The organism is Pseudomonas shiyinii, from assembly GCF_056725765.1.
The window spans coordinates 69,985-95,157 of record NZ_CM161522.1; the positions used below are offsets into that span (position 1 = coordinate 69,985).

Sequence of the window (25,173 nt, forward strand, 5' to 3'; positions counted from 1 at the left end):
AGTGGGGCTTGGTCCTACGCCAAATGTCCAATGCCCGAACCTGGGGACAAATGTTTCACATTGTGTTGGATAAGCTATGACAACGAACCTATCGTGCTTGCGCAGTCTAAGTACTGCCCCACCTCAAGGAAGCGTATCCCGTGAAATCGATGCTTGCCCTGTTGTCATTGCTCAGCCTTCCCGTGATGGCTGCCGAACCGACCTTGTATGGCCGTTACGAATACATTGGCGTGCCGGAAATCGGTGAGACGTTCAAAGCCAAGATGGACACCGGCGCCCTGACCGCGTCGCTGTCGGCCAAGGACATCGAACGTTTCACCCGCGATGGCGAGGACTGGGTGCGCTTCCGCCTGGCCACCAAGGATGCCGGCGACAAGGTCTATGAACACAAGGTGGCGCGCATCAGCAAGATCAAGAACCGCGCCGACGAAGAAGATGAAGGCGAGGAGCCGGAGATCACCAAGCGCCCGGTGGTCGACCTGGAGCTGTGCCTGGGTGATGTGAAGCGCACCGTGGAGGTCAACCTGACCGACCGCAGCAGCTTCAACTATCCGCTGTTGATCGGCTCCAAGGCCCTGCGCGAATTCAAGGCCGCGGTGAACCCGGCTCGCAAGTTCACCGCGGGCAAGCCAGACTGCTGATCCAAGGCGGGCCCGCCCTCCTGTAGATACCGTCTTGACCCTCACCCCGCAAGGGCGATTTGAGGGTCAAACGGTTTACCGGACTTCACCACGCCATACACCAGGTGCAAAAGCTTGCGCATAGCAGCGCAAACTATCTGCTTATAGGCTTTACGCCGGCTGTTCAAACGCTCTGCCAGTGCCTTCACGACCGGGTTGTGTCTGATCGAGACCGTGCCTGACATCCACAAGCCGGCGCGCAGCCTCGGCGCTCCTGTGCGAGAAATGGTCGATTGGCCAATCTTCTCCCCCGATTGATGGATCATCGGGTTCAGACCTGCAAACGCAACAATGGCTGACGGGCTTTCGTATTTCAGCGGATCACCCAGTTCTGCGAGGATCAGTGCGGCTGTGGTATCACCCAGACCATCAATCGATGTAATCAGTTTTCGCCGTTGGCGCAGATCCGGATCGTCATCGATCGTCTGCTCAATCGCCTTGCGGGTTTTCTCTATTTCTTCGGTGATATGCCCAATTACAGCTCTGATTGACTCCTGCACAGCTGTCTGCGCCACATCCAGACGGTTCTGCTCCATCTGCTGCATTTCTTTCAGGTCGTCCAGACGCCGTACTAAGGCCCGCAAACGCCGCTGAGCTGGCGGCTCAGGCTCCCACTGACGGAGCTCATCCTGTTTTTGCTGGCCATAAGCAGCAATAACTTTGGCATCAGCCTTATCGGTTTTGACGCGTCGAAGGTCGGCCTCGGCAAACTTGGCAATTACGGCGGGATTCAGAATGCACACCCGGTAACCCTTGGCATGAAGGCAATCGGCAAGCGCCTCGTGATAAGTGCCAGTAGCCTCCATGACAACCCAGGCACGCGGTTCGGCATGTTTCTCAAGCCAGGTTGCGAACTGCTCAAAACCACTCGGATCATTGGACAGCTTGGCCTTGGTGCGAACCTTCCCATTGGGAAGTGGAGTCGCAATATCGAAGGATCGCTTGGCTACATCGACGCCAACAACAACAGACATGATCTTCTCCTTCAGACAACGAAAGTTCGATCACCCAGCACTCGGTTCAACCTTGTGAATGCGTGCTCACGCCGGGGGCGGGCACTAGATACCGTTCGAACTGTTCGAGTGGGGTTGGAGGGTCTGAGCGTTATCTACAATACGGGCTCGATGCCCTTGGAGCGGCTCCGCTTCATGACCCTCCCTCGATGATCAGTCGAGAACTTTCGCCTCTTGGAAGGCGAAAGTCGAGATACAAGGAGCGGCCTTGTGCCGCGAAAGGGCCGCTAAGCGGCCCCCGGCTATTTTTTTGGGCATCACCGATCCCCTGGGGCTGCTTTATAGCCCTTTCGCGGCACAAGGCCGCTCCTACAAGGGATTGCGTCGTCTGTGAAACTTGCCTATATGTCCAGCTTCGCTATTTGCAAGGCCGGACGCCATGCCCCACATCCTCATCGTCGAAGACGAATCCGCCATCGCCGACACGCTGGTCTATGCCCTGCAGGCCGATGGCCATAGCACCGAATGGGTGACCCTCGGCAGCGCGGCTGTCGAGCAACAGCGCTTGCGCCCGGCGGATCTGGTGATTCTCGATATCGGCCTGCCGGACATCAGTGGCTTCGAGACGTGCCGCCAACTGCGCCGTTTCACCGAGGTCCCGGTGATGTTCCTCAGCGCCCGTGACGCCGAGATCGACCGGGTGGTGGGGTTGGAGATCGGCGCGGACGATTATGTGGTCAAACCGTTCAGCCCCCGGGAAGTCGCAGCGCGGGTGCGGGCGATCCTCAAGCGCATGGCCCCGCGCGTGGAGGCATCTCCCCCGGCGGCGGCATTTCAGGTCGACACGCTGGGCATGCAGATCAGCTACCGGGCGCAGCCGCTGGCCCTGACCCGCCATGAGTTTCGCCTATTGCACTGCCTGCTGGAGCAACCCCGGCGGGTGTTCAGCCGCGAGCAACTGCTCGATGCCGTGGGCGTTCCCTCCGATGCCGGCTACGAGCGGACCATCGACAGCCACATCAAGAGCCTGCGCGCCAAGCTGCGCCAGGTCGCCGCCGATGCCGAGCCGATCCAGACCCACCGGGGGCTGGGCTACAGCTACAGCCCGGACCACGCCTGATGCGCCTGGGGATCCGCATCTTCCTGGTGTATTTCCTGTTCGTCGGGTTGTCTGGCTACTTCTTGCTCAATACCGTGCGCGAACAGATCCGCCCAGTGGTGCGCCAGTCGTCTGAGGAAACCCTGGTGGATACCGCCAACCTGCTGGCGGAAATACTGCACGACGATGTGAAGGCCGGCACATTGAACCAGGGGCGCCTGCCACAGGTACTGGCGTCCTACGGCGAGCGCAGGCCGGGGGCCGAGATCTGGGGGCTGGCGAAGAACCAGGTCAGCCACCGTATCTACGTTACCGATGCCAAGGGTACCGTGTTGCTCGATTCAAGCGGCCAGGGCCTGGGCCAGGACTATTCGCGCTGGAACGACGTCTACCTGACCCTGCGTGGCCAGTATGGCGCCCGTTCCACCCGCAGCGACCCGGATGACGAAAGCACCTCGGTGATGCACGTCGCCGCGCCGATCCTCGATGACGGCAAGATCATCGGCGTGGTGACGGTGGCCAAGCCCAACAGTTCATTGCAGCCCTACATCGACCGCGCCGAGCGCCGCTTGTTGAACCTGGGTCTGGGGCTGATAGGCCTGGGCTTGCTGGTAGGCGCTGCGCTGTCCTGGTGGTTGGCCCGCTCGCTACGTCGCTTGACCCGCTACGCCCAGGCGGTCAGCGAGGGCCAGCGCGCGGCATTGCCGCACTACAAAGGCGGTGAGCTCGGGCAGTTGGCCGCGGCGGTGGAGCGCATGCGTACCCAGCTCGAAGGCAAGGCCTATGTCGAGCGCTATGTGCATACCCTGACCCATGAACTCAAGAGCCCCCTGGCGGCGATCCGCGGGGCGTCCGAGCTGTTGCAAGGCGATATGCCGGATGAACAGAGGGCGCGTTTCGCCGGCAATATCGAACGTGAGAGCGGGCGCTTGCAACAGATGATCGAGCGCTTGCTCAACCTGGCCCGCGTCGAGCAGATGCAGGCGCTGGACGATGAGCAACAGGTGGCCTTGGCCGCATTGGTCGATGAACTGTTGCAGGCTCACACCGCACGCATCGAGGCCGCCGGTCTGCAAGTGCGTCAGCGGGTGCCGGCGGGCCTGCGGTTGTTATGCGATCCCTTTTTGATGCGCCAAGCCCTGGCCAACCTGCTGGACAACGCGCTGGACTTCACCCCCCAGGGCGGGGCATTGCTGTTCGAGCTGGAGCGCGAGGGGGAACGGGTGGCCTTGAGCGTCTTCAACCAGGGGGAGGCGATTCCCGATTACGCCATCGGGCGCGTCAGCGAGCGGTTCTATTCGTTGCCAAGGCCAGGCAGCGGGCGCAAGAGCACGGGGTTGGGGCTGAACTTCGTGGCCGAGGTGATGCAACTGCATGGCGGGTCACTGGCAGTGGACAACGTCGAGGGCGGGGTGCGCGTGCGGTTATGGTTACCCGCGCGCCGAATCGGCTGACTTCAAAGGCCATGTTCCTGTTGGCGCGCCCTTGTGCGCGCAAAAGGGCTGCACAGTAGCTCCAACTACACCAATCTCCACCAAGTCTCCACACCACCTCCACACACCCGCTCCACACTGCGCCCATCGCAAACGGAGCGCCCACCCATGACCAGAACCCTGAGTTTCAAGCTCGCCACGATCGCCTTGCTGATGGTATTGCTGTTGATCCCCTTGCTGATGATCAGCGGCCTGATTGCCGAGCGTCAGGCCCTGCGCGACAGCGTGGTCCAGGACATAGCCGCAAGCTCGAGCTTCGGCCAACAGATCAGCGGCCCCCTGCTGGTGGTGCCGTACCGCAAGTACGAGCGTCGCTGGGTCGAAAAGGGCGGCCAACGTATGCAGGAAACCGACACGGTCAGCGGCCAGTTGTATTTTCTGCCGGACACCTTCGACGCCGCTATCGAAGCCGACACCGAACTGCGTGCCCGAGGCATCTACCAGGCCCGCCTGTTCCACGCCCGTGGCCGGCTCGCGGGACGTTTCGAGCTTCCCGAACGCTGGGGCATCGAGAAAGACTTCGACGATTACCGTTTCGACACGCCATACCTGGTGGTGGGCATCAGCGATATCCGCGGCATCGAAAATGCCCCAGAGCTGAACCTGGACGACCAGCGCTTGCCGTTCGAGCCCGGTACTGGCCTGGACTGGCTGGGCGGCGGGGTGCATGTGCGGTTGCCAATGCTCGCCGCAGGCACGGCGAGTAGATTCGGCTATGCCTTCGACCTTGCCTTGCAGGGCACCGGCCAACTGCATGTGGTGCCGATGGGCCGTAGCAGCAGTGTGGACATACGCGCCAACTGGCCGCACCCCAGCTTCATCGGCAACTACCTGCCCGCCCGCCGGGAGATCGATGGGCAGGGCTTCAAGGCCCACTGGCAGACCAGCTTCTTCGCCACCAATCTCGAAGACATCGTGCGCCAATGTGCCAGCCAAGGACAGTGCGCAGGTTTTGGCGAGCGTGCCTTTGGCGTGAGCTTCGTCGACCCGGTGGACCAGTACCTCGAGAGCGAACGGGCGATCAAGTACGCGTTATTGTTCATCGCCCTGACCTTCGCCGGTTTCTTCCTGTTCGAGGTGCGCAGGCATCTCGATGTGCACCCCGTGCAATACGCCCTGGTCGGAGTTGCGTTGGCCTTTTTCTACCTGTTGCTGTTGTCATTGTCCGAGCACCTGGGCTTTGGCTTGGCCTATGGTTTGTCGGCTGCGGCCTGTGTGCTGCTGATTGGCTTCTACCTGAGCCATGTGCTGGGCAGCCTATGGCGGGGCGTGGGGTTCGCAGCGGGGTTGGCGGTGCTGTACGGGATGCTCTATGGCCTGCTCAGCGCCGAGGATTACGCGCTGTTGATGGGCTCGCTGCTGTGCTTCGGCCTGCTGGGTGTGTTCATGGTGCTGACGCGCCGGCTGGACTGGGCGCGGGTGGGGAAAGGGGCATGAGGGAGGATCGGGAGAAGGGGCGATGGCTGGCGTCCAGGATCGCCTTGCTGTTTGCCCGCTGAAGGCGAATGCGTGACCTCAATCGCCGGCTAGCCGGCTCCCACAGGTATAGCGGTGTCTCTGAGAACAGCGCAGGACAGGTGGGAGCCGGCTTGCCGGCGATCAGGAGGGGGTCATGCTACCGGGTGCGTAGCGGCCATCGACGGACGCTTGGCCACGTCGGCATACCAGGCCGCCAGCCCGGGCTGCTGTTCCCGCCAGCCGAACTGCGGTTGGCGCAGGTCCAGGTAGCCCAGGGCACAGGCCACGCCAATGGCGGCGATGTCGAAGGTCGATGCCAGTTCCGCCAGGTGCTCTTGCTCCAGGTTGGCCAGGCTGCGGCGGATCTTCTCGCCTTGGGCCTGGACCCAGCCGTCCCAGCGTTTGTCTTCGGGGCGCAGGAAGGTCTCGTAACGGGTCGAGACTGCCGCATCCATGATCGCATCGGCCTGGGAGGCCAGGGTCAGGCGACGCCAGCGTGCCGAGCCTTCGCGAGGGATCAGCGGGTTGCCGACGTGCTGCAGGTCGAGGTACTCGCAGATCACCCGGCTATCGTGCAGCACGGTGCCATCTTCCAGGCGCAGGGCCGGGATCTTGCCGATCGGGTTGCCCTGGTTGAGCTGCTCGTCGCCGCTCACCGGGCTCACATTGACCGCCTGCAGGGCAACGCGGTCGAGCTGGCCGGTCTCGTGCAGCACGATCATCACCTTGCGCACGAACGGTGAGAGGGGCGAATGGAACAGGGTCATTGTCGCCATGGGCCGTTCCTCAATTGCCTTGCAGGCTGGGCGGCAGGCATACGCCGGTACCGGCGATGCCGCAGTAGCCGTCGGGGTTCTTGGCCAGGTACTGCTGGTGGTAGGCCTCGGCGAAATACACGGTCGGGGCCTGGTCGATCTCGGTGGTGATCTCACCGAAGCCGGCCTTGCTCAGCTCTGCCTGGAAGGCGTCACGGCTGGCCTTGGCCTGCTCCAGCTGTTCGGGGCTGGTGCAGTAGATCGCTGAGCGGTATTGGGTGCCGATGTCGTTGCCCTGGCGCATGCCCTGGGTCGGGTTGTGCAGCTCCCAGAACATCGCCAGCAGTTCGCGGTAGCTGACCTTGTCCTTGTCGAACACCACGAGCACCACTTCGGTGTGCCCGGTCAGGCCCGAACAGACTTCTTCATAGGTAGGGTTGGGGGTGAAGCCGCCTGCATAGCCGACCACCGTGCTGACCACACCTTCACGCTGCCAGAAGCGGCGCTCTGCGCCCCAGAAGCAGCCCAGGCCGAAGATCGCGAAGTCCACGTTCTGAAAGAACGGCCCCAGCAGTGGGGTGTCCTTGAACACGTAGTGGAATTCGGGCAGGGCCATTGGCGTTTCGCGGCCAGGCAAGGCCTGCTCCGCAGTGGGCATGACGTTTTTGTTCACCAGGATTTCCGAACGCAAGACCATGGCCGTTCCTCTGTGGATTTGAAGAGAGAGTGATGGCCCTATCGCGGGACAAGCCCACACAGGAATTGTGCATGACCCTGTGGGAGCGGGCTTGTCCCGCGATAGGGCCCGAATGAGTTCTATAGTGCCCGAGACTTGCGCGTCTGTCAGGCCACCGGGCCACGCGGATAGCGCCGCAGCCTGGCGACCAGTTCGCGCCCGGGAATCGGCCGGTCGAACAGGTAGCCCTGGCCGACATCGCAGCGGTGCCGGCGCAGGAAGGCCAGCTGTTCGGCGGTTTCGATGCCCTCGGCGACCACCTTGAGCTTGAGGTTGTGGGCCATGGCCACCACCGCCGAGGTGATCTCCATGTCGTCCTGGTTGTCGGGGATCTCGTTGATGAAGCTGCGGTCGATCTTGATGATGTCGATCGGAAACTTCTTCAGGTAGCTCAGCGACGAATAGCCGGTGCCGAAATCATCCATCGCCAGCATAAGGCCTAGGGCCTTGAGCTCGTCGAGCTGGCGGTGGGTGTCTTCGGTGGCTTCCAGCAACAGGCCCTCGGTCAGTTCCAGTTCCAGCAGATGTGGGGGCAGCGCTTCTTCGCGCAGGATGGTGCCGATCGAGCTCACCAGGTCGGGATCGGAGAACTGCTTGGGCGAGAGGTTGATCGCCACGTGCAGGCTGCCCACGCCGGCGCTGCGCAGTTGCTGGCTCATGCGGCAGGCCTGGCGTACCACCCATTTGCCGATGGGGATGATCAGGCCGGTTTCCTCGGCCACGCTGATGAACTGGTCCGGGCGGATCATGCCGCGCTCGGGGTGGTTCCAGCGCAACAGCGCCTCCAGACCCAGCAGGCGCCCGCTGCGCAGGCACAGCTTGGGCTGGTAGAAGACCTCCAGCTCGTTCTGGGCCAGCGCCCGGCGCAGGTTGTTCTCGACGAACAGCTTGTAGCTGGCCTCGGCGTTCAGCACCTCAGTGAACACCTGCACCTGGTGCTTGCCGTTGGCCTTGGCCTTGTGCAGGGCCAGGCCCGCGTTCTTCATCAGGCTCTGCGGGTCGCTGCCGTGCAACGGTGCACAGGCCAGGCCGACGGAGGCGGTGACGTTGATCAGCTGGTTGTCGACGAACATGGGTTTGTCGAGGGTACGCAGCAGTTGCAGGGCGACCTGCTGGCCGGCTTCCAGGGTAGTGTCGTCGAGCAGCACGGCGAACTCGTTGCTGGCGAAGCGCGCCAGGACGTCGCCACCGCCCAGGCTGTTACGCAGGCGCCGGGCCAGGCTGACCAGCAGCTTGTCGCCGGTCTGGTGGCCGAGGCTGTCGTTGATCCGCTTGAAGTTGTCGATGTCCACCAGCAGCAGGCAGATGGGAATCGCGCCTTCACGGGCGAAACGCTCGTCGAGGCTGCGGATGAACGATGGGCGATTGCCCAGGTTGGTCAGGTTGTCGGTGTAGGCCAGGCGTTCGATACGCTGCTGGGCCAGCTTGCTCTCGGTGATGTCTTCGTAGATGCCGATGTAGTGGGTCAGCTCGCGGTTGTCGCCGAACACCTTGGAAATCGACAGTTGCCCCCAGTAGGGCTCCAGGCTCTTGCGTCGGCTCCTGAATTCGCCCTGCCAGCTATTGCCCATGGCCAGGCTGGAGGGCGAGTCGAACAGCAGCTCGCTGAGGTTTTCCAGCGCCGGCAACTCGCCGAGGTGGCGGCCCTGCACTTCATCGGTGCTGTATTGGGTGATGGCGGTGAAGCTTGGGTTGACGTATTCCACCACGCCGTCGCGGTTGACCAGCAGAAAGGCGCTGGCGCTCTGTTCCACGGCCCGTTGGAACAGATTCAGGGCGCTGGTGGCGGTGCGTCGGTTGTGGTTGGTGATGACCTGGGCGACCTGGTCGGCCAGCTCGCCGGCAAAGGCGATCTCGTCGGACTGCCAGGCGCGAGCCGTGCCGGTCTGTTCCAGGCAGAGCACGCCGACCACCTGCCCGTCGACACGGATGCTGGCATCGAGCATGGCGTTGTTGGCGGAGGGGTATAGGCTCTCGGCCATTTCCCGGGTGCGCGGATCCTGGCTGGCGTTGTGGGCGTCGATGGCACGGCTGGCGTGCAGGGCGTCGAGGTAGTCGGGGAAGCGGCTGGCGTCGATGGCGTCCGGCAGGTGGTGGCGCTGGTCACGGCTACGCCAGGCACTGATCGGTTCGAGCCGCTGATCGTCGAGGTACCAGAGGCTGGCGCAGTCGACCTTGTAGATCTCGCAAGCGCTGCGGGTGATCAGTTCGGCAGCCTCCTGCAGTGAATTGTCGGCGCTGTAGCGCTGGCGGGCCAGGCGCAGGATCAGGTCCTGCTGGGCGCGCACGCGCTCCAGGTGCTCGAGCTGTTCCTGCTGGGCTCGCTGGTTCAATTGCAGGGCCAGCTGCAGGCGGCTGTTGCGTGACTCGAGGTCGTCGGTGACTGGCGCGGGGTGGTCGTCCTGCTGATCGTCCAGCACGGTGAGGTAGCCGCGCAGCAACTGGCGATTGTGCTGGCGGTAGCCTTCACCGACCTCCAGTACACGCAGGGCCGACCCGCTGGTGTGCAGGGTGTAGCGGACCCGGTAGTGGTTGCGCCGGGCCAATTGCAGTTGAATCTCGTCGTGCAGCGTGTAACGCGCTTCCGGCTCCATGAGGCTGGCGTAGGGCGCGCCGATCAAGGCGCAGAGCTCGGCGGCGGGCAGGCCGAACTGGCGTTCGCAGGCAGGATCCAGGTACAGCATCGCCCAGCTGGCTTCGTTGAGCCTTTCGAAACGCAGCATGCCGAGCCGCGAAGGCACGGGAAGCTGCGTGACGACCTCGGCCGCCGAACGGCTGGCGGCATCGGGTTGGCTTTTCATCGAAGACTCGCTTGAACTGGAGGCGCGACTTGGGCGCGGCGTATCGGGCAAGGTTGCATGATGTCCCGAGGGCTGGCAAGCGGCCTGGGGGGACCCTGTGGAGAGATTGTCGGCCGGAGGATAGAAGTCTGAAGGCCACGAGCCTGTGGGAGCGGGTGGGCATCGTTTGTTCGAGACAAAAAAAGCCCCGCCAAACGACGGGGTTGAGGTACGAGCGTGGCAGCTCGAAACAGGCCTGCCCCACCCCTTGCGAGGTGAGGCAGGGAGGCTGCATTACAGCAGCATGGTGCGGATATCCGCCAGCACGTCGCCCAGGCGCTTGGTGAAGCGCGCGGCAGCGGCGCCGTTGATCACACGGTGATCGTAGGACAGCGACAGAGGCAACATCAGCTTGGGCTGGAAGGCCTTGCCATCCCAGACCGGCTGCATGGTTGCCTTGGATACGCCGAGGATCGCCACCTCAGGTGCGTTGACGATCGGCGTGAAGCCGGTGCCGCCAATGTGGCCGAGGCTGGAGATGGTGAAGCAGGCGCCCTGCATCTCGTCGGACGACAGCTTCTTGGTGCGGGCCTTCTCGGCCAGCGCCGCGGCTTCGGCCGCCAGTTGCAGCAGGCTCTTCTGGTCGACGTTCTTGATCACAGGGACCAGCAGGCCGTCCGGCGTGTCCACGGCGAAGCCGATGTGCACGTACTTCTTGCGGATGATCGCCTTGCCACTGGGGGCCAGCGAGCTGTTGAAGTCCGGCAGTTCCTTGAGCAGGAAGGCGCAGGCCTTGAGCAGCAGCGGCAGCACGGTCAGCTTGACGCCAGCCTTCTCGGCCACGGCCTTCTGCGCAACGCGGAAGGCTTCCAGCTCGGTGATGTCGGCGGAGTCGAACTGGGTGACGTGCGGCACGTTCAGCCAGCTGCGGTGCAGGTTGGCGGCACCGACCTGCATCAGACGGGTCAGCGCGACTTCTTCCACTTCACCGAACTTGCTGAAGTCCACGGCCGGGATCGGCGGGATGCCAGCACCACCGGTCGCGCCGGCGGCAGGAGCGTCCTTGGCCTTCTGCATCATGGCCTTGACGTAGACCTGCACGTCTTCCTTCAGGATGCGGCCGTGCGGGCCAGTCGCGGCGACCGCGCCCAGGTCGACACCGAATTCACGGGCCAGCAAGCGCACGGCAGGGCCGGCGTGGACCTTGGCGTTGCTGCCGGCGGCCGGTGCGGTGGCGACCGGAGCGGGTGCTGCAGCCGGAGCCGGCGCTGCGGCAGGCGCGGCGGCTGGTGCCGCCTCGGCCTTGGCAGGTGCCGGTGCGGCAGCGGCTGGAGCGGCGGCCGGGGCAGCGCCCGCGACTTCCAGCTTGAGGATCAGGTCACCGGTGCCGACTTCGTCGTCCAGCTTGGCGATCACTTCCTTCACCACGCCAGCGGCGGGCGACGGGATTTCCATGGAGGCCTTGTCGGACTCCAGGGTGATCAGCGACTGGTCGGCTTCGACGGTATCGCCGGCCTTGACCAAGACTTCGATGATCTTGGCCTTGCCCGACGAGCCGATGTCCGGCACGTGGATGTCCTGCACGCTGGCAGCAGCTGGAGCGGCGGCCGGGGCAGGGGCTGCAGCGGCAGCCGGTTTTTCTTCGGCGGCAGGTGCCGCTGCCGGGGCAGCCGCGGCCGGAGCCTCGGGCGCCGCGGCGGCGCCCTCGACTTCCAGGACCATCAGCTCGTCGCCTTCTTTCAGGCGATCGCCCAGCTTGACCTTCAGTTCCTTGATCACGCCGGCCTTCGGGGCCGGGATCTCCATGGAGGCCTTGTCGGACTCCAGGGTCAGCAGGCTCTGGTCGGCCTCGATACGATCACCGACCTTGACGAACAGCTCGATGATTTCACCTTCACCGCTGCCGATGTCAGGTACGCGAATGAGTTCGCTCACTTAAAAATACTCCTCAGCAGTCCAGTGGGTTGCGCTTGTCCGGATCGATGCCGAACTTGACGATGGCGTCTGCCACCACCTTCGGTTCGATCTCGCCACGGTCAGCCAAGGCTTCCAGGGCAGCCAGCACGACGAAGTGACGGTCGACTTCGAAGAAGTGACGCAGCTTCTTGCGGCTGTCGCTGCGACCGAAGCCATCGGTACCCAGGACCTTGTACTCCTTGCTCGGGACCCACTGGCGGATCTGTTCGGCGAAGAGCTTCATGTAGTCGGTGGACGCCACGACCGGGCCCTTGCGACCGGCCAGGCACTGCTCGACGTAGGTCTGCTGCGGCTTCTGGCCAGGCTTGAGGCGGTTGGCGCGTTCCACGGCCAGGCCGTCGCGACGCAGTTCGTTGAAGCTGGTGACGCTCCACACGTCGGCACCGACGTTGTATTCCTCGCGCAGGATCTTCGCCGCTTCGCGGACTTCGCGCAGGATAGTGCCCGAACCCAGCAGCTGCACGTGGTGCGCGGCTTCGCGGGTGTCTTCTTCGAGCAGGTACATGCCCTTGATGATGCCTTCCTCGGCGCCGGCCGGGATGGCTGGCTGGGTGTAGGCTTCGTTCATCACGGTGATGTAGTAGAAGACGTCCTGTTGCTCTTCGGTCATCTTCTTCATGCCGTCCTGGATGATCACCGCCAGCTCGTAGCCGTAGGTCGGATCATAGGTGCGGCAGTTCGGGATGGTGGCAGCCATCAGGTGGCTGTGACCGTCTTCGTGCTGCAGGCCTTCACCGTTGAGGGTGGTACGGCCGGCGGTACCGCCGATCAGGAAGCCACGGGTGCGGCTGTCGCCAGCGGCCCACGCCAGGTCACCGATACGCTGGAAGCCGAACATCGAGTAGAAGATGTAGAACGGCAGCATCGGCTGGTTGTGGTTGCTGTACGAGGTACCGGCGGCGATGAACGACGACATGGCGCCGGCTTCGTTGATGCCTTCCTCGAGGATCTGGCCCTTCTTGTCCTCGCGGTAGAACATCACCTGGTCCTTGTCGACCGGCTCGTAGAGCTGGCCCACGGACGAGTAGATGCCCAGCTGGCGGAACATGCCTTCCATACCGAAGGTACGAGCTTCGTCCGGGATGATCGGGACGATGCGCTGGCCGATTTCCTTGTCCTTGACCAGCTGCGCCAGGATGCGCACGAAGGCCATGGTGGTGGAGATCTCACGATCGCCCGAGCCGTCCAGGATCGCCTTCAGGGTTTCCAGCGGCGGAGTCGGGACGCTGAAGCTCTTGGCACGACGCTGCGGCACGAAGCCACCCAGGGCTGCGCGACGCTCGGCCAGGTACTTGGCTTCGGCGCTGCCTTCTTCCGGACGGAAGAACGGCAGGTTTTCCAGGTCGGCATCCTTGACCGGGATGTCGAAGCGATCACGGAAGTGACGCAGGCTGTCGACGTCGACCTTCTTGGTGTTGTGCGCGGTGTTCTTGGCTTCGCCGGCACCGGTACCGTAACCCTTGATGGTCTTGGCCAGGATGACGGTCGGCTGACCCTTGTGGTTGGTCGCCTGGTGGTAGGCCGCATAGACCTTGTACGGGTCGTGGCCGCCACGGTTGAGCTTCCAGATCTCGTCGTCGGACAGGTCTTCGACCATGGCCTTGAGTTCCGGGGTGTTGAAGAAGTGCTCGCGGACGTATGCACCGTCCTTGGCCTTGTAGTTCTGGTATTCGCCGTCGATGACTTCGTCCATGCGACGCTGCAGGGCACCGTTGGTGTCCTTGGCGAACAGTGGGTCCCAGAAGCGGCCCCAGACGACCTTGTTGACGTTCCAACCGCCGCCGCGGAACACGCCTTCGAGTTCCTGGATGATCTTGCCGTTGCCGCGAACCGGGCCGTCGAGGCGCTGCAGGTTGCAGTTGATGACGAAGATCAGGTTGTCCAGCTTCTCGCGGCCAGCCAGGGCGATCGCGCCCAGGGATTCCGGCTCGTCGCACTCGCCGTCGCCCATGAAGCACCAGACCTTCTGCTTGCCGGCCGGGATGAAGCCACGGGCTTCCAGGTACTTCATGAAGCGCGCCTGGTAGATCGCCTGGATCGGGCCCAGACCCATGGAAACGGTCGGGAACTGCCAGAAGTCAGGCATCAGCCATGGGTGCGGGTAGGAAGACAGGCCCTTGCCGTCCACTTCCTGGCGGAAGTTGTTCATCTGGTCTTCGCTGATGCGGCCTTCGAGGAAGGCACGGGCGTAGATGCCTGGGGAGGCGTGGCCCTGGAAGAAGATCAGGTCGCCGCCATGCTCCTCGGTCGGAGCCTGGAAGAAGTAGTTGAAGCCGATGTCGTACAGGGTGGCGCTGGAGGCGAAGCTCGAAATGTGGCCGCCCAGGTCCGAGTCCCGCAGGTTGGTACGCATGACCATGGCCAGGGCGTTCCAACGTACCATCGAGCGGATGCGGCGTTCCATGAACAGGTCGCCAGGCATGCGTGCTTCGTGGGTAACGGGGATGGTGTTGCGGTATGGCGTGGTGATTGCGTACGGCAGCTGGGAGCCACTACGGGTGGCCAGCTCGCCCATACGGGTCATCAGGTAGTGAGCGCGGTCTTCGCCTTCTTTGTCGAGGACCGACTCCAAGGCATCCAGCCATTCCTGGGTTTCGACGGGATCGAGGTCTTGCATGGCTTGCTCCAGGGCGGAAAGGCCACCAGAATCGGGGGCCTGAGTTTGCGACTGGCCTTTTGGGCAGACGTCGTGAATTCTTGGATTAGCCGGACAGTCATCCGGCGCCGTGTAGTTTTACTACAAATGATTCGGCATTTCATGCTTTTGAAGAGCTGGGGTAGTAGTAAAACTACAGAAAAGCGGCATTTTGTCGCACTCTGGCTTGTGGGGAAAAACGTTCCCGTAGGTTGGGACTGGGCTCTGATCGGGTGAATCTTGATGTTTTTTACCAATGATTCGTTTATTTCAGCTATTTCCAACTTTTGTATGACAGTCCAACCGTGGTCCGGCACCCCCTTGGCCGCACCTACCCCTCTCTTTCACGCCGATCAAGGATAGACCATGCGCCTGCCTTTGCCGCTCGATCTGCCCGCTGCCCTGCAACCGCTGGTCGCACGTAATCAACAGTCCCTGCGCGAGGCGATCGTCGGTCTCGACGGGTTGGACTTGGACCGGTGGAGCCCGGCCCAGCGGCACGCGTTCGATCAGGTTGCCGCCGCCAGCGATTTCGTCCTGGAAGTGGCCCTGCGTGAGCCGGCCATGCTCTTCGACCTGCAAGCCAGTGGCGAACTGGATCGGCCCTTCGCCCCCGGCGAGCTGTGCGCGCGCATCGCCGCCGCCGCCCAGGCCGCCCAGAGCGAGGACGAGCTGGCGCGTAACCTGCGCCGTGAGCGCAATCGCCAGCAAGTGCGCATCATCTGGCGCGACATTACCCGCCAGGCGGTGCTGGGCGAGACCTGCCGCGACCTTTCCGACCTGGCCGACGCTTCCATCGACCAGGCCTATCAATGGTTGTATCCACGCCATTGCCAGCAGTTCGGTACACCCATCGGCAACCGCAGCGGCCAGCCGCAGCACATGGTGGTGCTGGGCATGGGCAAGCTGGGGGCGGTGGAGTTGAACCTGTCCTCGGACATCGACCTGATTTTTGCTTTCCCCGAAGGCGGCGAGACTGAAGGCGTCAAGCGCTCGCTGGACAACCAGGAGTTCTTCACTCGCCTGGGTCAGCGCCTGATCAAGGCACTGGACCCGGTGACCGTCGACGGCTTCGTGTTCCGCGTCGACATGCGCCTGCGCCCCTACGGCTCGGCCGGTGCCCTGGTGCTGTCGTTCAATGCACTGGAGCAGTACTACCAGGACCAGGGCCGCGACTGGGAACGCTACGCCATGATCAAGGCCCGCGTCGTGGCTGGCGACCAGGTTGCCGGCGCCCAGTTGCAGGACATGCTGCGCCCGTTCGTTTATCGCCGTTACCTGGACTTTTCGGCGATCGAGGCGCTGCGCACCATGAAGCAACTGATCCAGCAGGAAGTGCGACGCAAGGGCATGGCCGAGAACATCAAGCTTGGTGCCGGCGGTATCCGCGAGGTGGAGTTCATCGCCCAGGCGTTCCAGCTGATCCACGGCGGGCGCGACCTGAGCCTGCAGCAACGGCCGCTGCTCAAGGTGCTGGCCACCCTGGAAGGCCAGGGCTACCTGCCGCCTGCAGTGGTCGCCGAGCTGCGCGAGGGGTATGAGTTCCTGCGCTACACCGAGCATGCCATCCAAGCCATCGCCGACCGCCAGACGCAGATGCTGCCCGAAGACGACAAGGACCGCGCGCGCGTGGCCTATATCCTCGGCTTTGCCGACTGGCCGGCCTTCCACGCCCAGCTCATGCACTGGCGTGAGCGCATCGACTGGCATTTCCGCCAGGTGATCGCCGACCCGGATGATGAAGAAGGCGAGGGCGAGCTGGTGGTCGGTGGCGAGTGGTCGCCGTTGTGGGAACAGGCCCAGGACGAGGAGGCGGCTTGCCGCCAGCTGGAAGAAGCCGGGTTCCGCCAGAGCGCCGAGGCCCTGCGCCGGTTGGCCGCCCTGCGGGCAAGCCCGCAGCTGCGCTCGATGCAGCGCATCGGTCGCGAGCGCCTGGATGCGTTCATTCCGCGCCTGCTGGCCCAGGCCGTGGAGCACGACGATCCGGACCTGGTGCTGGAGCGGGTATTGCCATTGGTCGAGGCCGTGGCGCGGCGCTCGGCTTACTTGGTGTTGCTCACCGAGAACCCGGGCGCTTTGCGCCGCCTGCTCACCCTGTGTGCGGCCAGCCCATGGATTGCCGAGCAGATCGCCCGCTTCCCGCTGTTGCTTGATGAGCTGCTCAACGAAGGCCGCCTGTTCAGCCCGCCGTTGGCGCCGGAACTGGCGTCCGAGCTGCGCGAGCGCCTTACACGCATCCCCGAGGATGACCTGGAACAGCAGATGGAGGCCCTGCGTCACTTCAAGCTGGCCCACAGCCTGCGGGTGGCCGCATCGGAAATCACCGGCAACCTGCCGCTGATGAAAGTCAGCGACTACCTGACCTGGCTGGCCGAGGCGATTCTCGACCAGGTGCTGGCCCTGGCCTGGCGCCAGACCGTGGCGCGCCATGGCCAGCCCCGGCGCAGCGACGGCAGCCTGTGCGATCCGGGCTTCATCATCGTCGGCTATGGCAAGGTCGGTGGCATCGAGCTGGGCCATGGTTCGGACCTCGACCTGGTATTCATTCATGATGGCGACCCCCAGGCCGAGACCGATGGCGCCAAGCCCATCGATGGCGCGCAGTTCTTCACCCGCCTGGGCCAGCGCATCATCCACATGTTGACCACCCAGACCAACTCCGGGCAGCTCTACGACGTCGACATGCGCCTGCGCCCTTCGGGGGCTGCGGGCCTGCTGGTGAGTTCACTGGGCGCCTTCGAGCGCTACCAGCAGAACGAAGCCTGGACTTGGGAGCACCAGGCCCTGGTGCGGGCTCGGGTGCTGGTGGGCTGCAAGCAGGTGGGGGCGGCCTTCGAGCAGGTGCGGGCGCAGGTGCTCGGCCAGCCGCGTGACCTGGCCAAGCTGCGGGTGGAAGTGAGCGAGATGCGCGCCAAGATGCGCGACAACCTCGGCACCAAGAGCACCGCCGCAGGCACTGCCGCCAATGCCTTCGAGGCCGGCGTGCCGTTCGATATCAAGCAGGATGCCGGCGGTATCGTGGATATCGAATTTATGGTGCAATACGCCGCTTTGGCCTGGTCCCACGACCATCCGGCCATGCTGCGCTGGACCGACAATATCCGCATCCTGGAAGAGCTCGAGCAGGCCGGCCTGATGCCTGCCCGCGATGCTGTGCTGCTGCGTGAGGTGTACAAGGCGTTCCGCTCGGCCTCCCACCGCCAGGCCCTGCAGAAGCAGGCGGGGGTGATCGATGCGGCGCAATTTGCCGACGAACGCCGCGAAGTGCGCCGGATCTGGGGCGAGCTGGGGTTGGCGTGAGGCCCAATCGCCGGCAAGCCGGCTCCCACGGATAGATCGCAGGGCCGGACCCTGCCGAGTGCTTGTGGGAGCCGGCTTGCCGGCGATTGGGGTGCAGGATTCCCCCCAGTGGTACACTGTCCGCCACATAGCCTGAATATAAAGAGGGGAGGCCAGGCCCGCGCCGGGCCTCCCCGAACGTTTCTGGACCAAGCATGAGAATACTGATCATTGGCCCCAGCTGGGTCGGCGACATGGTGATGGCGCAGACCTTGTTCCAGTGCCTGAAGCAGCAGCACCCCGAATGCATGATCGATGTGCTGGCTCCCGAGTGGAGCCGGCCGATCCTCGAACGCATGCCCGAGGTGCGCCAAGCCCTGAGCTTCCCGCTCGGCCATGGCGCGCTGGAGCTGGCCACGCGCCGGCGTATCGGCAAATCGCTGGCGGGCCAGTATGACCAGGCGATCCTCCTGCCCAACTCGTTGAAATCCGCGTTGGTGCCGTTCTTCGCCGGTATACCCAAGCGCACCGGTTGGCGCGGCGAGATGCGTTTCGGCCTGCTCAACGACGTACGCAAGCTGGACAAGGCCCGCTACCCACTGATGATCGAGCGCTTCATGGCGCTGGCCTACGCGCCGGGCGCCGAGTTGCCGCAGCCCTACCCGCGACCGAGCCTGCAGATCGAAGCGCAGAGCCGCGACGCTGCCCTGGCCAAGTTCGGCCTGGCACTGGACCGCCCGGTGCTGGCGCTGTGCCCGGGGGCCGAATTCGGCGAGGCCAAGCGCTGGCCGGCCGAGCACTACGCCGAAGTGGCCGACGCGATGATCCGCCAGGGCTGGCAGGTATGGCTGTTCGGCTCGAAGAACGACCATCCGGTGGGTGAGTCGATCCGTGACCGGCTGATCCCAGGGTTCCGTGAAGAATCCTATAACCTGGCGGGGGAAACTTCGCTGGCCGAGGCCATCGACCTGCTGTCCTGCGCCGATGCGGTGGTGTCCAACGACTCGGGCCTGATGCACGTGGCAGCCGCGTTGAACCGTCCGCTGGTGGCGGTCTACGGTTCTACGTCGCCGGGCTTCACGCCGCCGCTGGCCGAGCATGTGGAAATCGTGCGCCTGGGCATCGAGTGCAGCCCCTGTTTCGACCGGACCTGCCGCTTTGGCCACTACAACTGCCTGCGCCTGCTCGAGCCGGCGCAGGTGATCGCCGCGCTCACGCGCCTGGGCGGGCCGAACCTGATCGATGTCATGGCCGAGGTCGACTAAGTGCGGGTCCTGATCATCAAGACGTCCTCCCTGGGAGACGTGATCCACACCTTGCCGGCTATCACCGATGCTGCCCACGCCATTCCCGGCATCCGCTTCGACTGGGTGGTGGAAGAAGGCTTCGCGGAGATCCCCAGCTGGCACCCGGCCGTCGACCAGGTCATCCCGGTGGCCATTCGCCGCTGGCGCAAGAACCTCTGGCAGACGCTCAAGAGCGGCGAGTGGAAGGCGTTCAAACAGCGCCTGCGCGAGCGCAAGTACGACCTGGTGATCGACGCCCAGGGCCTGGTCAAGTCGGCCTGGCTGACCCGCTACGTCAAGGCGCCGGTGGCCGGGCTGGACCGTTATTCGGCGCGCGAAGGCTGGGCCAGCCGCTTCTATGACCGGCGCCTGTCGGTCGCGGTCGGCCAGCACGCGGTGGAGCGGGTGCGCCAGCTGTTCGCCCTGGCCCTGGCCTACGACCTGCCCGAAGGCCTTGGCCGCTACGGTCTGGACCTCGACCGCCTGCAACTGCCACCTGCCGCGCCCTACGTGGTATTCCTGCATGGCACCACCTGGGCCACCAAGCATTGGCCCGAGGCCTACTGGCGCGAGCTGGCCGAGCGTCTGGGCCGGCGTAACCTGCAGGTGCGCCTGCCTTGGGGCAACCCTGCGGAGAAGGCACGCGCCGAGCGCATCGCCCAGGGCTTGAAGAACTGCGAAGTACTGCCCAAGTTGAACCTGGCGGGGGTCGCACGCGTGCTGGCGGCAGCCAAGGCCTGTGTGGCGGTGGATACCGGCCTTGGCCATCTGGCGGCGGCGCTGGACGTGCCGACCATTTCGCTGTTCGGCCCGACCAACCCGGGCCTTACCGGCGCCTACGGGCGCAGCCAGGTCCACCAGGCCAGCGATTGGCCGTGCGCACCTTGCCTGCAGAAGAAGTGCACCTATAAACCGAGCGCCGAAGACCTGCGCCGGTTCGATCTCAAACGCGAGTGGCCGTTGTGCTTCACTCGCCTGAATCCCGAGCATGTGGCGAGCCGCTTGAGCGCGTTGCTGCTGGCTGAGGATGTTCGTTGATGCAACTGGCTTTCGTGCTCTACAAATATTTCCCCTTCGGCGGGCTGCAGCGTGACTTCATGCGCATCGCCCTGGAGTGCCAGAAGCGGGGGCACCAGATCCGTGTCTACACGTTGATCTGGGAAGGTGACATTCCACCGGGTTTCGAGGTGCTGGTGGCGCCGGTCAAGGCGCTGTTCAACCATCGACGCAACGAGAAGCTCAGCGCCTGGATGGCCGCCGACCTTGCCAAGCGCCCGGTCGACCGCCTGATCGGTTTCAACAAGATGCCCGGCCTGGATGTGTACTACGCCGCCGACGGCTGCTTCGAAGACAAGGCCCAGACCCTGCGTGGCGGCCTGTACCGTCGCTGGGGCCGCTACCGCCACTTCGCCGAATACGAGCGGGCGGTGTTCGCCAAGGATGCCCACACCGAGGTGCTGATGATCTCCGAAGTGCAGCAGCCGCTGTTCATCAAGCACTACGGCACGCCGGTGGAGCGTTTCCACCTTCTGCCACCGGGTATTTCCCAGGACCGACGCCGCCCTGCCGACGCCGATGCGATTCGCGCCGATTTTCGTAAGGAATTCGGCCTGGGCGATGACGACCTGTTGCTGGTACAGATCGGCTCGGGCTTCAAGACCAAGGGCGTCGACCGCAGCCTCAAGGCCCTCGCCGCGCTGCCTTCGGCCCTGCGCAAGCGTACCCGGCTGATGGTGATCGGCCAGGACGACCCCAAGGTATTCCAGTTGCAGAGCGCCACGCTCGGCCTGGGCGAGCAGGTGCAGTTCCTCAAGGGGCGCAGCGACATCCCGCGCTTCCTGCTTGGGGCTGACCTGCTGATCCACCCGGCCTACAACGAGAACACCGGCACCGTGTTGCTCGAGGCTCTGGTCGCCGGCCTGCCGGTGCTGGTGTCCCAGGTGTGCGGCTACGCCCACTACATCGCCGAGGCCGACAGCGGCCTGGTACTGGACGAGCCGTTCGAGCAGGACCAGCTCAACCGCTACCTGCAGCGCATGCTCGAAGATGCCCAGGCTCGCGCCGACTGGTCGCGCAACGGGCTGGCCTTCGCCGACACCGCCGACTTGTACAGCATGCCGCAGCATGCTGCCGACGTGATCCTCGGGCAGGAGGCCGCATGAAGCTGATACTGGCCGAACCCTTCAAGCGCCTGTGGGCCGGGCGCGATCCCTTCGAGGCCGTGGAAGGCTTGCAGGGCGAGGTGTTCCGTGAGCTCGAAGGCCGGCGCACCTTGCGCACCGAGGTGGACGGCGAAGGCTACTTCGTCAAGATCCACCGTGGCATCGGCTGGGGCGAGATCTTCAAGAACCTGTTCAGCGCCAAGCTGCCGGTGCTCGGTGCCGGCCAGGAGTGGCGGGCGATCCAGCGCTTGCATGAAGTCGGCGTGCCGACCATGACCGCGGTGGCCTATGGCGAGCGCGGCAGCAACCCGGCCACGCAGCATTCGTTCATCGTCACCGAAGAGCTGGCGCCGACCATCAGCTTGGAAGACTTCAGCCTCGACTGGGTCAGGCAGCCGCCGCAACCACGCCTGAAGTGGGCACTGATCGCCGAGGTGGCGAAGATGACCGGTGGCATGCACCGTGCCGGGGTCAACCACCGCGACTGCTATATCTGCCATTTCCTGCTGCACACCGACCGGCCGGTGACGCCCGACGACCTGAAGCTGTCGGTGATCGACCTGCATCGCGCCCAGACCCGTGCCAGCATCACCCGCCGCTGGCGTGACAAAGATTTGGCCGCCCTGTATTTCTCGGCCCTGGACATCGGCCTGACCCGCCGCGACAAGCTGCGCTTTCTGCGTGGCTACTTCCAGCGCCCGTTGTGCCAGGTGCTGGCCGACGAGGCCGCGCTGCTCGCCTGGCTCGAACGCAAGGCGCAGAAACTCTACGATCGCAAGCAACGCTATGGGGATGCGCTCTGATGGCGGGTTGGACACTGGCACCAGGCTACGAAGGTCTGGCGGCGGATTTCGGCAGTCTGGATGCGGTGTTCGCCCTTCAGGGCGAACGCCTGACCCGCGACCCGCTCAGCGAAGTGGTGCGCATCGAGCGCGACGGGGTCAACTACTACGTCAAGCGCTACACCGGCGCCGGCAAGGCCTTGCGCCGCTATGTGGGCCGCCCGCGGATCAAGGCCGAATGGCAGAACCTCAAGCAGTTCGCCAAATGGGATATCCCCACCGCCGAAGTGGTGGCCTACGGCCTCGAGCGCAACGGCCTGGCCTTCGGCCGCGGTGCCATGATCACCCGCGAGCTGCCGCGCACCGAGGACCTCTCGGCCCTGGCCGAGCGTAACGACCCACGGCTGGCCGACCGCGCCTGGGTCGACCACGTCAGCCGCCAGTTGGCGCGCCACACCCGGGTGATGCACGCGCACCGTTTCGCCCACAACGACCTGAAGTGGCGCAACCTGCTGGTGGACGACAACGCCACGGTGTTCTTCATCGATTGCCCCACCGGCGATTTCTGGCGCGGTTGCCGCGCCTGCATGCTGCGCCACCGCCTGATCAAGGACCTGGCATGCCTGGACAAGGTCGCCAAATACCACCTGTCATCGACCCAACGCCTGCGTTTCTACCTGCAATACCGTGAGCAGAAACGGCTCACGGCCAAGGACAAGCAGTGCATTCGCCAGGTGGTGAGCTTTTTCGAGGGAAGGGAATGACCGACTACCTGGCCAGCGCCGACCAGGCGCTGCTGCAACGTCATGGCTTGAACGACTTCGAGGCGCTGTGGGCGCTGCAACTGGACGCCGTGGACGAACCCAACACCGGCCGTGGCGGCTGGAGCAGCGTCTTTCGTCTTGAGCTCGAGGGTAAGGGGTTCTACCTCAAGCGCCAGAGCGACTACCTCACCCGCACCCTGCACCGCCCGTTCGGCGAGCCGACCTTCGCCCGAGAGTTTCGCAACATTAGCCGTTACCAGAAGTTGAAGATCCCCGCCTTGCAGGCGGTGTTCTATGGTGAACGCAAGGGTAACGGCCAGCATCGGGCCATCCTCATGACCCGTGCCCTGGACGATTGGCGTGACCTGGACAGCCTGCTGGCCCAGTGGCCGCAGTTCGATGCCGCCAGCCGCTTGGGCATTCTGCAGGCGTGTGGCCAGCTGGCCCGTACCCTGCACGCTGCAGGCCAGGTGCATGGCTGTTTCTATCCCAAGCACATCTTCCTGCGTGAACGTCGCGAAGGCTGGCAGGCTCAACTGATCGACCTGGAAAAGACCCGCCCGCTGCTGTTCGGCATGCGCGACCGGCTCAAGGACCTCGAACCCTTGCTGCGCCGCGCGGGCGTCTGGAGCGAGGCGGACGTGCGCAACCTGCTGGCGGCCTATCTTGAACAGCCGGCAGACAGTACGCTGGTCGATACCTGGCTGCAGCGCCTGGTGCGCCGCCGCCGTGAAAAGGAGGCGCGCTGATGCAACTGTCCGAATTGAAGAACGCCGGGCGCAGCCCATCGCTGCCCTTGACCGTGACGTTGGCCGACGCCGCCGGCAGTGCCGACCTGCAGCTGCTCAGCCTGCTGCGCGTGCTGCCGGGCCAGCGCTATGTCGGCGCCGGCATCTGGCGTGGCACCCCGGTACTGGCCAAGCTGCTGGTGGGCAGCAATGCCGCCCGCCATTTCCAGCGTGAGCTGGAGGGTGTGAAGCTGCTGGCCGGGCAGGGTCTCACGACCCCGCAACTGCTGGCAGACGGCCTCAAGGAAGGTGAGGGCGGCTGGTTGCTGTTCGAATTCCTCGAGGGTGCACAGAGCCTTGCCGACGCCTGGGCCAATGTCGAACACCTGCCGGTGCTGGCCGACGAGCAACAGCTGGTATTGGGCGAAGCCCTTGCGACCGTGGCGCAGATGCATGCCAAGGGCCTGTGGCAGGAAGACCTGCACCTGGACAACCTGCTGCGCCATGGCGGCAAGCTGTACCTGATCGACGGCGCGGGCATCAAGGCCGAAGTCGCGGGCCAGCAACTGTCGCGCCAGAAGGTGCTGGAGAACCTGGGCGTACTGTTCGCCCAGTTGCCCAAGCGTCTGGAGCCGTTCATCGAAGAGTTGCTGGTGCACTACCTGCTGGCCAACGCCGAACATGCCTTGCCGCTGGAGGCGCTACAGAAGCAGATCGACAAGGTGCGCAACTGGCGCCTGAAGGACTACCTGGAAAAGGCCGGGCGCGAGTGCACGCTGTTCAGCGTCGAGCGCAGCCTGTCCGGGTTGCGGGCGGTTCGCCGGCCTGAGCGTGAGGCGCTGTTGCCGGTACTGGAGCAGGCCGATGCGTTGATCGACGAAGGCCACCTGTACAAAACCGGTGGTGCGGCCAGCGTGGCGCGTATCGAGGTGGGTGGTCGCACCCTGGTGCTCAAGCGCTACAACATCAAGAACACCGCCCACTGGTTCAAGCGCTTCTGGCGCCCGAGCCGTGCCTGGCACTCGTGGATCGAAGGTCATCGCCTGGAGTTCCTCGACATCGCCACGCCACGGCCATTGGCGGTGCTGGAGCAGCGGGTGATGGGCCTGCGCAGCCGCGCATATCTGGTGACCGAATATGTCGACGGGCCGGACCTGATCGAGTGCTTCGGGCCCTACGTGGAAAGCGGCGATGCGCCACAGGAGCAGGTGCAGGCCTTGGTGCACCTGATGCAGCAGCTGATTCACGAGCGCATCAGCCATGGCGACTTCAAGGGCCACAACCTGTTCTGGAAGGATGGCCAGTGGTCGCTGATCGACCTGGATGCCATGTGCCAGCACGCCACCCAGCTGAGCTTCGCCCCGGCGTATGCCCGGGACCGGGCGCGGATGTTGCGCAACTGGCCCAGTGACAGTGCGCTGCATCGACGGTTGGATGAGCTGTTGCCGCGGATGAGTGCCTAGCGTCGCCCTCTGTGGGAGCGGGCTTGCCCCGCGATCAAGGGCGAAGCCCTTGCCAGGCGACCGTGATACTGGGGCCGGCCTAATCGCGGGACAAGCCCGCTCCCACAGGGTCTACAAGATCAAACAGTTATGCGCTGTTCTAT

The 25,173-nt window shown here is 64.3% G+C and carries 18 protein-coding genes; 12 read left to right on the forward strand and 6 right to left on the reverse strand.

Going from position 1 to position 25,173, the window contains the following annotated elements:
- Positions 1 to 140: 140 nt before the first annotated feature.
- The gene (rloA2, locus tag ACXHGZ_RS00380) at positions 141 to 641 is read left to right on the forward strand and encodes a retropepsin-like aspartic peptidase RloA2 (RefSeq protein ID WP_196154466.1); all 501 of its coding nucleotides are present in this window, start codon (positions 141 to 143) and stop codon (positions 639 to 641) included.
- Between the two features lie 41 nt (positions 642 to 682).
- On the opposite strand, the gene ACXHGZ_RS00385 is transcribed toward rloA2, so the two are convergent.
- Complete coding sequence (locus ACXHGZ_RS00385; RefSeq protein WP_480460242.1) at positions 683 to 1,654, reverse strand: IS110 family RNA-guided transposase; 972 nt, start codon at positions 1,652 to 1,654, stop codon at positions 683 to 685.
- Positions 1,655 to 2,072: 418 nt separating this feature from the next.
- Between ACXHGZ_RS00385 and creB the strand changes: the two genes are divergently transcribed.
- The 3 genes from creB to creD all read left to right on the forward strand — a co-directional run bounded on the left by creB (position 2,073) and on the right by creD (position 5,662).
- Positions 2,073 to 2,753, forward strand: a complete 681-nt coding sequence (creB, locus tag ACXHGZ_RS00390; protein ID WP_480461876.1) for a two-component system response regulator CreB — start codon at positions 2,073 to 2,075, stop codon at positions 2,751 to 2,753.
- A complete protein-coding gene (gene creC, locus ACXHGZ_RS00395; RefSeq protein WP_368829034.1) occupies positions 2,753 to 4,186 on the forward strand; it encodes a two-component system sensor histidine kinase CreC in 1,434 nt (477 codons plus the stop codon). The genes creB and creC overlap by 1 nt, the downstream gene beginning before the upstream one ends.
- A gap of 147 nt (positions 4,187 to 4,333) precedes the next feature.
- A complete protein-coding gene (creD, locus tag ACXHGZ_RS00400; RefSeq protein WP_480461878.1) occupies positions 4,334 to 5,662 on the forward strand; it encodes a cell envelope integrity protein CreD in 1,329 nt (442 codons plus the stop codon).
- Positions 5,663 to 5,835: 173 nt separating this feature from the next.
- Here creD and ACXHGZ_RS00405 read toward each other — a convergent pair whose 3' ends face one another.
- From ACXHGZ_RS00405 to aceE, 5 genes are all read right to left on the reverse strand, one after another.
- Positions 5,836 to 6,459, reverse strand: a complete 624-nt coding sequence (locus ACXHGZ_RS00405; RefSeq protein WP_084856308.1) for a glutathione S-transferase — start codon at positions 6,457 to 6,459, stop codon at positions 5,836 to 5,838.
- 10 nt (positions 6,460 to 6,469) lie between these two features.
- Positions 6,470 to 7,135 (reverse strand): peptide-methionine (S)-S-oxide reductase MsrA, encoded by a 666-nt coding sequence (gene msrA / locus ACXHGZ_RS00410; RefSeq protein WP_084856306.1) that lies wholly within the window; start codon positions 7,133 to 7,135, stop codon positions 6,470 to 6,472.
- A 146-nt stretch (positions 7,136 to 7,281) separates the two neighbouring features.
- Entirely contained in the window at positions 7,282 to 9,975 is a 2,694-nt protein-coding gene (locus ACXHGZ_RS00415; protein WP_480461881.1) for a putative bifunctional diguanylate cyclase/phosphodiesterase, read from the reverse strand.
- A 273-nt stretch (positions 9,976 to 10,248) separates the two neighbouring features.
- Positions 10,249 to 11,889, reverse strand: a complete 1,641-nt coding sequence (gene aceF, locus ACXHGZ_RS00420) for a dihydrolipoyllysine-residue acetyltransferase (protein ID WP_324816674.1) — start codon at positions 11,887 to 11,889, stop codon at positions 10,249 to 10,251.
- A 13-nt stretch (positions 11,890 to 11,902) separates the two neighbouring features.
- Positions 11,903 to 14,548, reverse strand: coding sequence for a pyruvate dehydrogenase (acetyl-transferring), homodimeric type (aceE, locus tag ACXHGZ_RS00425; protein WP_480461884.1), 2,646 nt, complete (start codon positions 14,546 to 14,548; stop codon positions 11,903 to 11,905).
- Positions 14,549 to 14,932: 384 nt separating this feature from the next.
- On the opposite strand from aceE, the gene glnE reads away from it, so the two are divergent.
- From glnE to ACXHGZ_RS00465, 8 genes are all read left to right on the forward strand, one after another.
- The gene (glnE, locus tag ACXHGZ_RS00430; protein ID WP_480461886.1) at positions 14,933 to 17,866 is read left to right on the forward strand and encodes a bifunctional [glutamate--ammonia ligase]-adenylyl-L-tyrosine phosphorylase/[glutamate--ammonia-ligase] adenylyltransferase; all 2,934 of its coding nucleotides are present in this window, start codon (positions 14,933 to 14,935) and stop codon (positions 17,864 to 17,866) included.
- 194 nt (positions 17,867 to 18,060) lie between these two features.
- Positions 18,061 to 19,110: a lipopolysaccharide heptosyltransferase II gene (gene waaF / locus ACXHGZ_RS00435; RefSeq protein WP_084856296.1), complete on the forward strand. Its 1,050-nt coding sequence runs from the start codon at positions 18,061 to 18,063 to the stop codon at positions 19,108 to 19,110.
- Positions 19,111 to 20,169, forward strand: coding sequence for a lipopolysaccharide heptosyltransferase I (waaC, locus tag ACXHGZ_RS00440; RefSeq protein ID WP_196154458.1), 1,059 nt, complete (start codon positions 19,111 to 19,113; stop codon positions 20,167 to 20,169).
- Entirely contained in the window at positions 20,169 to 21,293 is a 1,125-nt protein-coding gene (locus ACXHGZ_RS00445) for a glycosyltransferase family 4 protein (protein ID WP_084856292.1), read from the forward strand. The genes waaC and ACXHGZ_RS00445 overlap by 1 nt, the downstream gene beginning before the upstream one ends.
- The gene (gene rfaP, locus ACXHGZ_RS00450) at positions 21,290 to 22,096 is read left to right on the forward strand and encodes a lipopolysaccharide core heptose(I) kinase RfaP (RefSeq protein WP_480461889.1); all 807 of its coding nucleotides are present in this window, start codon (positions 21,290 to 21,292) and stop codon (positions 22,094 to 22,096) included. Before ACXHGZ_RS00445 ends, rfaP begins: the two co-directional genes overlap by 4 nt.
- Positions 22,096 to 22,839: a lipopolysaccharide kinase InaA family protein gene (locus tag ACXHGZ_RS00455; RefSeq protein ID WP_084856288.1), complete on the forward strand. Its 744-nt coding sequence runs from the start codon at positions 22,096 to 22,098 to the stop codon at positions 22,837 to 22,839. The genes rfaP and ACXHGZ_RS00455 overlap by 1 nt, the downstream gene beginning before the upstream one ends.
- On the forward strand, positions 22,836 to 23,588 hold the full coding sequence (locus ACXHGZ_RS00460; RefSeq protein WP_480461890.1) for a lipopolysaccharide kinase InaA family protein: 753 nt from the start codon (positions 22,836 to 22,838) through the stop codon (positions 23,586 to 23,588). The genes ACXHGZ_RS00455 and ACXHGZ_RS00460 overlap by 4 nt, the downstream gene beginning before the upstream one ends.
- Positions 23,588 to 25,030: a lipopolysaccharide kinase InaA family protein gene (locus ACXHGZ_RS00465; RefSeq protein WP_480461892.1), complete on the forward strand. Its 1,443-nt coding sequence runs from the start codon at positions 23,588 to 23,590 to the stop codon at positions 25,028 to 25,030. The genes ACXHGZ_RS00460 and ACXHGZ_RS00465 overlap by 1 nt, the downstream gene beginning before the upstream one ends.
- Positions 25,031 to 25,173: the final 143 nt, after the last annotated feature.